Genomic DNA, 11,924 nt, shown 5'->3' with positions numbered 1-11,924 from the left:
CCGGTCGCCGGGGCAACGGGTCCGGTACGGCGGGTCAGACCGCCGCGGCGTCCTCCACCGGACGGCGCTGCGGCGGCACCACGACCTCGCCGATGGCCTCGCCGACCAGCGCGAGCAGCTCGGCGAGCCGCTCCAGGTCGAGGTGGTCGGGCAGGTCGGCGAGCGAGATGATCCGCTCGCCGTCGGGGCCGGCCACGCAGAACAGGTCGATCGGGCCGAGGTGCTTCTCGGCGGTGTCGACCAGGGCGGCGATGTCGCTCGGGCGGCGGATGTCGCCGCAGACGCCGACGACCGGGCAGCCCGGCCGGTCGAGCTCGGTGGCGAGGTCCTCGGCGACGCCCTCCCGCTGGTCGGCGACGAGCACCCCGGCGGCGCCGGCGGCGGTGAAGCGGCGTGCCAGGTCGGCGCCCGACCCGCCGTCGAGTACCGCGATGACGACGACTGCCCCGGTGACCCGCATGGTGCGCTCCTCCCTGTGGGCGGCTCCGCACAGGCGCCCACGTTTTGCTTTGCGGAGGATCGTAGGCAGGTCCTGACCCTCCGCAACAGGGATTACCCCGCAGGTGACCAGGCTCACTCCTGCCGTCCCGCGGAACCCCCGGGACCGGCCCCGGCGGGCCCGCCCGAACCGAGCCGGGACGCACGCAGGACTGCACGCAGGAGCCGAACCCGCAGCCGCACCCAGGAGCCGCACCCGCGGCCGCACGCGGGCCCCGCACACGTCACCCGACCCGGACCCGCACCCGGACCTGCGCCGGGATCCCCACCGGATACCGTCGACCCATGCCAGTTCAGCCCGATTCCGCCCGCCCGCCGCTCTTCACCTGGGAGTTCGCCGCCGACCCGTACCCGGCGTACGCCTGGCTGCGCGAGCACGAGCCGGTGCACCGCACCACCCTGCCGAGCGGGGTCGAGGCCTGGCTGGTCACCCGGTACGCGGACGCCCGGCAGGCGCTCGCCGACAGCCGGCTCTCCAAGAACCCGGTGCACCACAGCGAGCAGGCGCACCGCACCGGCCGGGTCGGCATCCCGGGCGAGCGCCAGGCCGATCTGATGACGCACCTGCTGAACATCGACCCGCCGGACCACACCCGGCTGCGCCGGCTGGTGTCGAAGGCGTTCACGCCGCGCCGGGTGGCCGAGTTCGCGCCGCGGGTGCAGCAGCTCACGGACCGGCTGATCGACGGCTTCGCGGCCCGCGGCAGCGCCGACCTGATCCACGAGTTCGCCTTCCCGCTCCCCATCTACGCGATCTGCGACCTGCTCGGCGTGCCCGCCGAGGACCAGGACGACTTCCGCGACTGGGCCGGGATGATGATCCGGCACGGCGGCGGGCAGCGCGGCGGCGTCGGCCGGGCGGTGAAGCGGATGCGGGCGTACCTCGCGGAGCTGATCCACCGCAAGCGGGCGGACCTCGGCGACGACCTGATCTCCGGCCTGATCCGGGCCAGCGACCACGGTGAGCACCTGACCGAGAACGAGGCCGCGGCGATGGCCTTCATCCTGCTGTTCGCCGGCTTCGAGACGACCGTGAACCTGATCGGCAACGGCACCTACGCGCTGCTGCGCAACCCGGGGCAGCGGGCGCTGCTGCAGGAGTCGATCGCCCGCGGCGAGAGCGGCCTGCTGGAGACCGGGATCGAGGAGCTCCTGCGCTACGACGGGCCGGTGGAGCTGGCCACCTGGCGCTTCGCGACCAGCCCGCTGACCATCGGCGGGGTGGAGATCCCGGTCGGCGACCCGGTGCTGGTGGTGCTCGCGGCGGCGGACCGGGACCCGGCGCGGTTCGCCGACGAGAACACCCTCGACCTGGCCCGGACGGACAACCCGCACCTGGGCTTCGGGCACGGCATCCACTACTGCATCGGCGCTCCGCTGGCCCGGCTGGAGGGGCGGGCCGCGCTGGCCACCCTGCTCACCCGGCTGCCCGATCTGCAGCTGGCCGAAAGCCCGGACAATCTGCGCTGGCGCGGTGGTCTGATCATGCGTGGACTTCGTGAACTTCCGGTCGAATTCAGCCCGGAGCAGAAGGCCGGGAACGCGTCCGCCGAGGCTTCCGGCACCTCCGGCTGAGACTGCGACACGCTGACGGAGCGTCGCCAGCACGTCCTTTCGCGGGGGTTGAATCACCATCAAACCGGACATATCGCCTTCGTTGGCAGACGATCGACCACGCGCCGTAATTTCTGTGTGATATCGGCGATATGAGCTTGTGATTGGTAAGAGGATCTGTCTACTCTCCGTTCAGTTCGCAGCTGCGAACCTCGTGCGCGGAACGCCGAATCCTGCCCGCCGCGTCACGGGAAACCGACCAGACCCTGGGCAGGGGCGGGGGAACCAGGTTTGTTGCCGTTTCCCTACGGCTTGGGGTGAAGCCGCCCGAGCGGAATCGATTCCGCACGCGGCGGCCGGGCCACCTCCCGGTCCGAACCCGACAGCTCACCTCGCAGGCGTGCGGAGAGGGACCTTCATGCTGTTCGTTGGAACTGGCCGTCACCGTCGTCGCACCCAGGCCGAGAAGGCCATCGCCGTCGCGGGCGTGGCCGGCGTCGGACTCGCGATGCCGATCCTCACCGCCGCCGGCGCCTCGGCCGCCCCGGTCTCCACCTGGGACGCAGTCGCCCAGTGCGAGAGCGGCGGGAACTGGAGCATCAACACGGGCAACGGCTTCTACGGCGGCCTGCAGTTCACCTCGGGCACCTGGAAGGCGTACGGCGGCACGTCCTACGCGCCGCAGGCCAACCAGGCCAGCAAGGCCCAGCAGATCTCGGTCGCCGAGAAGGTCCTCGCCTCGCAGGGGCCGGGCGCCTGGCCGGTCTGCTCGCAGAAGGCCGGCCTGAGCAAGGGCGGCGCCCCGGCCGCGGTCGACACCTCCACGGACTCCAAGCCCGCCGCGCACCAGCCCGCCGCGCCGAAGCCGGCCCAGAAGCCCGCCCAGCCGAAGCCCGCCCAGTCGAAGCCGGCCCAGCCCGCCCAGTCGCAGGCCCAGAAGCCCGCCGCCCAGCAGTACGCGCAGCCGCAGGCCCAGCAGCAGGCCCAGGCCCCGGAGTTCTCGGGCCACGCCGGCTGGGACGCCGACGCGAAGGTGTACTGGTACCAGAACGACGGCGGTTGGTACTGGACCAGCCACCCGGGCGTCTACCAGCAGTACGCGGGCCAGTCCGCGGGCCAGCAGGCCCCGGCCGCCGCGCAGAGCGCCCCGGCCGCGCCCGCCGCCCAGCAGCGCTCCGGCCACGGCTACACCGTCCAGTCCGGCGACACGCTGGCCGGCATCGCCGCCGCCCACGACGTCTCCGGGGGGTGGCAGACGCTGTACGACGGCAACCGCGGCACCGTCGGCGCCGACCCGAACCTGATCCTGCCCGGCCAGGTCCTCAACCTCGGCTGATCCGGCGTCGGCCCGGGGCCGGGCCAGGCCGACGCCAGCCCGGACCGCCGCTGACCGCTGACCGCTGGCCGCTGACCGCTGACCGCGGCCGACGCCGCCGACCACGACCAGCGCCGCCGACCGCGGCCGCAGCACGTCCGCGAGCGCGCCGACGTCACGAAGGGGGCCGGATTCGGCCCCCTTCGTCCGCATCTGTGTGCCTTCCACCGGGCAACCAGGTGAACTACCGGTGGGTAGAGCGGCCACACGCTGAGACGGGGCCGAGGTCAGCGTGGCCCCGAGAGCCCGTGCGGTTAGGCTCTGGTCGTAACGACTCCGCAATCGTCCGGCCGGCAGCACCCATCGTCAGCCGGACCTGCTTCCGCTAGGAGATGCCTCGTGCCGTCCATCGATGTCGTCGTAGCCCGTGAGATCCTCGACTCGCGTGGCAACCCCACGGTCGAGGTCGAGGTCGGCCTCGACGACGGCAGCACCGGCCGTGCCGCTGTCCCCTCGGGTGCCTCCACCGGTGCCTTCGAGGCGCTGGAGCTGCGCGACGGTGACAAGAACCGCTACTTCGGCAAGGGCGTGGAGAAGGCCGTCCTGGCCGTCATCGAGCAGATCGGCCCGGAGCTGGTCGGCTACGACGCCACCGAGCAGCGCCTGATCGACCAGGCCATGCTCGACCTGGACGCCACCCCGGACAAGTCCTCGCTCGGCGCCAACGCCATCCTGGGCGTCTCGCTGGCCGTCGCGCACGCCGCCTCCGAGGCCAGCGACCTGCCGCTGTTCCGCTACCTGGGCGGCCCGAACGCGCACGTCCTGCCGGTCCCGATGATGAACATCCTCAACGGCGGCTCGCACGCGGACTCCAACGTCGACATCCAGGAGTTCATGATCGCCCCGATCGGCGCGGAGTCCTTCTCCGAGGCCGTCCGCTGGGGCGTCGAGGTCTACCACACCCTCAAGGGCGTCCTGAAGGAGCGCGGCCTCTCCACCGGCCTCGGCGACGAGGGCGGCTTCGCCCCGAACCTGGACAGCAACCGCGAGGCCCTGGACCTCATCACCGAGGCCATCCAGAAGGCCGGTTACGTGCCCGGCCGCGACATCGCGCTGGCCCTGGACGTGGCCGCCTCCGAGTTCTACAAGGACGGCGCCTACCAGTTCGAGGGCAAGGCCCTCTCGGCCGCCGAGCTGATCGAGTACTACGCCGAGCTGGTCGCCGCGTACCCGCTGGTCTCCATCGAGGACCCGCTGGACGAGTCGGACTGGGACGGCTGGAAGGCCATGACCGTCAAGCTGGGCGACAAGGTCCAGCTGGTCGGCGACGACCTGTTCGTCACCAACCCGGCCCGCCTGGCCAAGGGCATCGAGACCGGCACCGCCAACGCGCTGCTGGTCAAGGTGAACCAGATCGGCTCGCTGACCGAGACTCTGGACGCCGTCGAGCTGGCCCAGCGCAACGGCTACCGCTGCATGATGTCGCACCGCTCCGGCGAGACCGAGGACGTCACCATCGCCGACCTGGCCGTCGCCACCAACTGCGGCCAGATCAAGACCGGTGCCCCGGCCCGCTCCGAGCGCGTCGCCAAGTACAACCAGCTGCTGCGCATCGAGGAGATCCTCGACGACGCCGCCGAGTACGCCGGCCGCGGCGCCTTCCCGCGGTTCCGCTTCGCGGACTGATCAGCCCGCAAGTACGAGGGCTGACACACACTGATCGCACCGGTGCCCCGCCGTTCACCCCGTAGGGTGGACGGTGGGGCACCGGCGCGACCAGGAGGGGAAACGGGAGATGGCAGGCTGGAGGATCCCGGGCTTGGCGGCCCGGCCTCGCTTCACGAGCCGGGCGACCGTCCTCGTCCTGGTGCTCTGCTCGCTGGTGGCGATCCTCGCCTACCCGACGCGGCAGTTCATCTCCCAGCGTTCCGAGATCTCCGCCCAGCGGGCGAAGGCCGAGCACGCCCGGCAGCAGGTCGAACAGCTGCGCCGGGAGAAGGCCCGCTGGCAGGACCCGGAGTACGTCAAGGCGCAGGCCCGCGCCCGGCTGCACTACGCGATGCCGGGGGAGACCCCGTACATTGCGGTGGACCCGGCCGGCCAGGGCGCCGCCAAGTCCTCCGTGCCCGCGCCCGCGCCGTCCGGCGGCGTGGCCGCCGCTCCGGTGAAGGCCGCCAAGCCCTGGTACGCCAGCGTCTGGGACTCGGTGGACTCCGCCGACACCGCCGCCCTCGCCCCGCCCTCTCCACCCGCCCCTGCCCCCGCTGGAGCCAGCTCCCCCCATGACCACTGAGAACCACCCCTCCGTCTCCGACACCGACATCGCGGCGATCGCCGCGCAGCTCGGCCGGGTCCCGCGCGGCCTGCGCGGCGTGGCGCACCGCTGTCCCTGCGGCAACCCGGACGTCGTGGAGACGGCCCCCCGGCTCGCGGACGGCACGCCGTTCCCGACCCTCTACTACCTGACCTGCCCCAAGGCCGCCTCGCTGATCGGCACGCTGGAGGCGGACGGCGTGATGAAGGAGCAGACCGCCCGGCTCGCCGAGGACCCGGAGCTGGCCGCCGCCTACCAGAAGGCGCACGAGGACTACATCGCCCGCCGGGACGCCATCGAGGTGCTGGAGGGCTTCCCGAGCGCCGGCGGCATGCCGGACCGGGTGAAGTGCCTGCACGTGCTGGTCGGCCACTCGCTGGCGGCCGGCGAGGGCGTCAACCCGCTCGGCGACGAGGCGATCGGCATGCTGGAGGACTGGTGGGCCAAGGGCCCGTGCGTCTCCCCCGCCGAGGTCGAGGCCGCCGGTGAGCGGGTCGCGCGGAACCGCGCCAAGGAGCAGGACCACGCGGCGGTGATCGCCGCCAAGCAGCAGAAGACCGCCGAGCGCGCCGCGAAGCGGGCCGCGGAGGAGGAATCCTCCGCCGGGACCACCGAGGAGGCCGGCGAATGACCGTCACCAGGGTTGCCGCGATCGACTGCGGCACCAACTCGATCCGGCTGCTGGTGGCCGACCTCGACCCGGAGACCGGGGCGATCACCGACCTCGACCGCCGGATGATCATCAACCGGCTGGGCCAGGGCGTGGACAGGACCGGCCGGCTCCACCCGGACGCGCTGGAGCGCACCTTCGCGGCCTGCCGCGAGTACGCGGAGATCATCGCCGGCTTCGGCGTCGGCCCGGACCGGATCCGCTTCGTCGCCACCAGCGCCTCCCGGGACGCCGAGAACAGCGACGAGTACGTCAAGGGCGTGCGGGACGCCCTGGGCGTCGAGCCCCAGGTGGTCAGCGGCGAGGAGGAGGCCCACCTCTCCTTCGTCGGCGCCACCAAGGAGCTCACCGGCGGTCAGTTCCCGGCGCCGTACCTGGTCTTCGACCTCGGCGGCGGCTCCACCGAGTTCGTGCTCGGCGCGGAGGACGTCCAGGCGGCCCGCTCGGTGGACATCGGCTGCGTCCGGCTCACCGAGCGGCACTTCGGCGGCGCCGAGCTGCCGTCGGCGGAGCAGGTCGCCGAGGCCCGGGCGCACGTCCGGGCCGAGCTGGACAAGGCCGAGGAGGTCGTCCCGCTGACCGGCGCGGCCACCCTGGTGGGCCTGGCCGGGACGGTCACCACCGTCTCCGCGATCGCCCAGGACCTGCCGGCCTACGACTCGGCGGCGATCCACCACTCGCGGATCAGCCGCGAGCAGGTGGCCCGGATCGCCGACGAGCTGCTCGCCGCCACGCACGACGAGCGGGCGGCCATCCCGTCGATGCACCCCGGCCGGGTGGACGTGATCGCGGCCGGCGCACTGGAGCTGCTGGAGATCATGACGCGGACCGGCGCCGCCGAGGTGGTCGTCAGCGAGCACGACATCCTGGACGGCATCGCCTGGAGCATGGCCTCCTGAGTACGGCCTCCCGATCCCTTGCAGGCCTTACCCCACCGGCCCCGGAGCCCCCTCGCGGGCTCCGGGGCCGGGGCGCGCCCGGGGTCACGCGAAAAGGTTCGTGAATTTCTTCACATGGCGATCCCGCCATTCGTCGTGCCCGGGTGCCCGCAACGTCCGAAATGTGGGACTGAAGGTCTGGCCGTCGCAGCGCCCGCTGGATCGCAGGCTGGGCTCCCGTGAAGGTTTGAAAATCGAAATCACACGCGGGAACCGGGGCCTGCTGCGGATCGTTGCTGCTCAGGTGGGCCGTCCGGACGCCTGTGCTCACAAGGGGGCCGTGGGGGCCGTGAGGTGACCTTCAGGGCCGGCCGGAGGGGGCGCGAAGTGTAGCACGGGGTGTCCAGGAGCTTGTGACCGGGCTCACGAAGGCTGCTCCGGACGGTGCTGGATACTTTCGGATATGAGCACCACGGAGCGTCCTCGCATCCTCATTGTCGGCGGTGGTTACGTCGGCCTGTATGCCGCGATGCGCATCCTCAAGAAGATGCGTTACGGCGAAGCGACCGTCACGGTCGTCGACCCGCGGTCGTACATGACGTACCTGCCCTTCCTTCCCGAGGCGGCCGGCGGCAACGTCGCGCCCCGCAACCTCGTCGCGCCGCTGCGCAGCGCCCTCAAGAAGGCGGAGGTGCTCACCGGTGCGGTCACCGGTGTGGACCACGCCCGCAAGGTCGCCACCATCCAGCCCGCGGCGGGCGACTCGTACGAGCTGCCCTTCGAGTACCTGGTCGTCGCGACCGGCTCGGTCTCCCGCACCTTCCCGATCCCGGGTCTGGCGGAGCACGGCATCGGCATGAAGACGGTCGAGGAGGCCATCAGCCTCCGCAACCACGTCATGGCGCAGCTGGACAAGGCCGAGTCCACCACGGACGAGGCGATCCGCCGCAAGGCCCTGACCTTCGTCGTCATCGGCGGTGGCTTCGCCGGTGTCGAGACGATCGCCGAGATCGAGGACATGGCGCGCGACGCCGCCAAGATCTACAAGACCGTCAGCCGCGACGACATGCGCTTCATCATGGTGGAGGCGGCCAACCGCATCCTCCCCGAGGTGGGCCCGGACCTCGGTCTGTGGACCAAGGAGAAGCTCGAGGAGCGCAACATCGAGGTCTTCATCGAGACCTCCATGGACTCCTGCGTCGACCAGCACGTGGTGCTGAAGAACGGTGTCGAGGTCGACGCCTCCACCATCGTGTGGACGGCCGGCGTGAAGCCGAACCCGGTGCTGGCCAACTTTGGCCTGCCGCTCGGCCCGCGCGGCCACGTCGACACCGCCGCGACCCTCCAGGTCCAGGGCTTCGACTACGTCTGGTCGGCCGGCGACAACGCCCAGGTGCCGGACCTCGCCTCCGGCGAGGGCGCCTGGTGCCCGCCGAACGCGCAGCACGCCTGCCGCCAGGCCGTCGTCCTCGGCGACAACGTGATCTCCGGCATGCGCGGCTTCCCGCAGAAGGAGTACAAGCACAAGAACCTCGGTGCGGTCGCCGGTCTCGGCCTGCACAAGGGCGTCGCGATCCTCTTCGGCAAGGTCAAGCTCAAGGGCCGCCTCGCCTGGTGGTTCCACCGTGGCTACCACGGCGCCATGGTCCCGACCGTGAACCGCAAGGTCCGCGTCTTCACGGACTGGACGCTGGCGATGTTCCTGAAGCGCGAGACCGTGGGTCTGGCCCAGATGGAGAAGCCGTTCGAGGCGTTCCAGGAGGCTGCGGCGCCCGCGCCGAAGCCGGTCGAGGCCGCCAAGCCGGCCGCCGAGAAGGAACTCGCCAGCAGCAAGTAAGCGACTGTGATCCCGGTGTGGGAGCACCGGGAGATGAGTCGGAGGCCCTCCGCCCGGCAGTGTCGCCGGACCACGACCTCCGTGGTGCTCAGCCGGCCGTGCGACCGGGCGGAGTACAGCAGTACGAGAAAGGCCCCAGCCGAACCCTCCGGCGGGGCCTTTCCCGTTGTTCCGGGGCGGTTCCGGGGCGGCCCCCCGCCCGGCGCGGCCATGGCCACGGCCACGGCGAAGGCCCCGGGCGCGGGGCCCGGGGCCGGGGTGGCCGGTGACGCGGGGTCAGTCGGTCTTGATGCTCGCCAGGATGTCCAGCTTGGACGCCCGGCGGGCGGGCCAGAAGGCGGCCACCAGGCCGACCAGGCCGGCCAGCGCCAGGAAGAGCGCCAGCTGCCCGTACGGGAGCACCGTGGTGAGGCCCTGCATGCTGGACTCCAGCGTGCCGTTGATCGCCCAGGCCATGAAGCAGCCGAGCACGATGCCGATGCCGGCGCCGAAGACCGAGATCACCACGGACTCCAGCCGGACCATCCGCTTGATGCCGCCGCGGTCCAGGCCGATCGCCCGCAGCATCCCGATCTCGCGCTTGCGCTCGAAGACCGACATGGCCAGCGTGTTGATCACACCGAGGATCGCGACGATCACGGACATCGCCAGCAGGCCGTACATCATGTTCAGCGCGAAGCTGATGATCTGGCTGAAGTCGTCCCGGACCTCCTGCTTGGACTTGACCTCGATCACCGGGTTGGCGCCGGTGGCGTCCTTGAGCCCCTGCTTCAGCTTGTCGGTGGCGCCGTCGGCGCCCTTGACCAGGACGTCGCTGATGTAGGGCTGGGGCTCGTGCTTGGTGATCTCGCTGTTGGACAGGAGGACCGGGCCCAGCATGCCGCCGGCCTTGTAGACCCCGCCGACGGTGACCTTGCCGGTCGACTCGTCGGGATAGGTGACCGTCATGGCCGAGCCGGCGGTGACGCCGTTCTTCTTGGCCACGTCCTCGTCGACCAGGATCTGGCCCTGGCCGAGGGCGGCGGGGGAGCCGCTGGTCAGCTCGACCGAGACGAGCTTGTCGAAGGTCTCCTGGTCCAGGCCGGTGATCGCCTTGGTGGTGCCGTTCAGCTCCCAGTAGACCGTGGTCATCGGGGAGGAGGCCGTGACCCCGGGGGTCTTGGCGATCTCGGCGGGGACCTTCTCGGAGAGGCTCATGCCGTTCGCCGTCCCGACCACGTAGTCGGCCCGCATCGAGCTGGTGACGGCCTTGTCGATCGCGCCGCCGACCGAGGCGCCGAGCACGGTCAGACCGCTGACCAGGGTCAGGCCGATGGTGAGCGCGGCCGCGGTGGCGGCGGTGCGGCGCGGGTTGCGCACCGCGTTCTGCCGGGCGAGCTTGCCGGGCATGCCGAACAGCTTGCCGAGGACCGGGCCGACCAGGGCGATCACCGGGCGGGAGAGCAGCGGCAGCAGGATGAAGACGCCGACCAGGGTCAGCAGGGCGCCGATGGCGACCGGCATCCGGCCGTCGCCGGTGCCGGTCGAGGCGCCGTAGGCGATCAGCGCGCCGCCGCCGGCGGCGAGCACCGAGCCGATGCTGTTGCGGACGACCAGGCTCTTCTGGGTGCTCGGCTGGTCACCGCTGCTCATCGCGGCCACCGGGGCGATCCGCGAGGCGCGCATGGCGGGCAGCAGGGCCGAGAGCACCGTCACCAGGACGCCGACCACCAGGGTGACCACCACGGTCATCGGCTTGATCACCAGCGAGCCGGTGGGCATCCCGCTGTCCAGGCCGGCGACCAGGGCCTGCAGCCCGGCGCCGATCCCGATGCCGGCCACCAGGCCGGCCGCGGCGGAGAGGGTGCCGATCACCAGGGCCTCGATCAGGACGGACCGGGTGACCTGCTTGCGGCTGGCGCCGATCGCCCGCAGCAGGGCGAGCTCCTTGGTGCGCTGGGCGACCAGCATGGTGAAGGTGTTGGCGATGATGAAGATGCCGACGAAGAGCGAGATCCCGGCGAAGGCGAGCAGCATGGTGCGCATGCTCGACGTGCCGGTCTCGATCATCTTCTGCTCGTCGTCCTTGAGCTGCTGACCGGTCTCGGAGTGGATCTGCTGGCCGGCCGGGAGCTTCGACGCGGCCTGCGCGAGCAGGTCGCCCTCGCTGGTGCCGGACTTGGCGGCGAGCACGATGCTGCTGTAGCGGCCCGGCTCCAGCAGCAGCTGCTGGGCGGTGGCGCGGTCGAACAGGGTGAGCGTGCCGCCGGTGTTCACCACCGGGTCGTCGGTGGTGAAGACGCCGGTGAGCTTCGCCTCGACCACCGGGCCGTTGGAGGCGACCCGGACGGTGTCGCCGACCTTGTAGCCGCCCTTCTCGGCGGTCTTCCGGTCGAGCGCGATCTCCTTCGCGTTCTTCGGGCCCTGGCCCTCGGCCAGCGGGTAGCGGGCGTCCTTGCCGTCCGCGCCGGGCGCGAAGTTGGCGCCCTTGGCGGCCCAGGCCTTGCCGATCAGGTTGCCGCTCTTGTCGGCGACGCCGGTGAAGCCGCTGACCACGCCGCGGGCGCCGGCGGCACCGGGCAGGGCGGCCAGCTGCTGGACGGTGGCGTCGGTGAGGGTGGCGGCGCTCTTCTCGCTCTTCTCGCGGGCCGTGGCGCCGGACCCGGCGGCCCGGTCGACGATCTGGACCGAGACGTCGGAGTAGCTCTTGGAGTTGCTGTCCCGCATGGCCTGGCCGAAGGTGTCGGAGAAGACCATGGTGCCCGCCACGAAGGCGGTGCCGAGCATGACGGCGAGGGCCGTCATGAGCAGTCGGCCCTTGTGGGCCAGCACGTTGCGCAGTGCGGTGCGGTACATGGGGTGTCCTGTGGGGTGCGGAG

Annotated in this window: 9 protein-coding genes and 1 riboswitch; of the genes, 7 read left to right on the top strand and 2 right to left on the bottom strand. The window is 71.7% G+C overall.

Going from position 1 to position 11,924, the window contains the following annotated elements; genetic code table 11:
• Window positions 1–34 precede the first annotated feature (34 nt).
• On the bottom strand, window positions 35–460 hold the full coding sequence (locus ABZ885_RS05990; RefSeq protein WP_360183834.1) for an SDR family NAD(P)-dependent oxidoreductase: 426 nt from the start codon (window positions 458–460) through the stop codon (window positions 35–37).
• A gap of 323 nt (window positions 461–783) precedes the next feature.
• Here ABZ885_RS05990 and ABZ885_RS05985 point away from each other — a divergent pair, with 323 nt between their 5' ends.
• The 7 genes from ABZ885_RS05985 (at window position 784) to ABZ885_RS05955 (ending at window position 9,066) form a co-directional block, all read left to right on the top strand.
• Complete coding sequence (locus tag ABZ885_RS05985; RefSeq protein ID WP_360183832.1) at window positions 784–2,073, top strand: cytochrome P450; 1,290 nt, start codon at window positions 784–786, stop codon at window positions 2,071–2,073.
• Between the two features lie 226 nt (window positions 2,074–2,299).
• Window positions 2,300–2,469: riboswitch (cyclic di-AMP (ydaO/yuaA leader) on the top strand.
• 1 nt (window position 2,470) lies between these two features.
• The gene (locus tag ABZ885_RS05980) at window positions 2,471–3,388 is read left to right on the top strand and encodes a transglycosylase family protein (RefSeq protein WP_360183830.1); all 918 of its coding nucleotides are present in this window, start codon (window positions 2,471–2,473) and stop codon (window positions 3,386–3,388) included.
• 378 nt (window positions 3,389–3,766) lie between these two features.
• Entirely contained in the window at window positions 3,767–5,053 is a 1,287-nt protein-coding gene (gene eno / locus ABZ885_RS05975) for a phosphopyruvate hydratase (RefSeq protein WP_360183828.1), read from the top strand.
• A 133-nt stretch (window positions 5,054–5,186) separates the two neighbouring features.
• A complete protein-coding gene (locus ABZ885_RS05970) occupies window positions 5,187–5,660 on the top strand; it encodes a septum formation initiator family protein (RefSeq protein WP_360183826.1) in 474 nt (157 codons plus the stop codon).
• Window positions 5,650–6,312, top strand: coding sequence for a DUF501 domain-containing protein (locus tag ABZ885_RS05965; RefSeq protein ID WP_360183824.1), 663 nt, complete (start codon window positions 5,650–5,652; stop codon window positions 6,310–6,312). Before ABZ885_RS05970 ends, ABZ885_RS05965 begins: the two co-directional genes overlap by 11 nt.
• Window positions 6,309–7,250, top strand: a complete 942-nt coding sequence (locus tag ABZ885_RS05960) for a Ppx/GppA phosphatase family protein (protein ID WP_360183822.1) — start codon at window positions 6,309–6,311, stop codon at window positions 7,248–7,250. The genes ABZ885_RS05965 and ABZ885_RS05960 overlap by 4 nt, the downstream gene beginning before the upstream one ends.
• A 442-nt stretch (window positions 7,251–7,692) precedes the next feature.
• Window positions 7,693–9,066, top strand: a complete 1,374-nt coding sequence (locus tag ABZ885_RS05955) for an NAD(P)/FAD-dependent oxidoreductase (RefSeq protein ID WP_360183820.1) — start codon at window positions 7,693–7,695, stop codon at window positions 9,064–9,066.
• 276 nt (window positions 9,067–9,342) lie between these two features.
• Here ABZ885_RS05955 and ABZ885_RS05950 read toward each other — a convergent pair whose 3' ends face one another.
• Window positions 9,343–11,901 (bottom strand): FtsX-like permease family protein, encoded by a 2,559-nt coding sequence (locus ABZ885_RS05950; RefSeq protein WP_360183818.1) that lies wholly within the window; start codon window positions 11,899–11,901, stop codon window positions 9,343–9,345.
• Window positions 11,902–11,924: the final 23 nt, after the last annotated feature.

It is taken from the genome of Kitasatospora sp. NPDC047058, from assembly GCF_040643935.1.
Taxonomy (GTDB): Bacteria; Actinomycetota; Actinomycetes; order Streptomycetales; family Streptomycetaceae; genus Kitasatospora.
The sequence above is the reverse complement of the archived record's forward strand: the minus strand, read 5'-3'. Positions and strand labels throughout refer to the sequence as shown.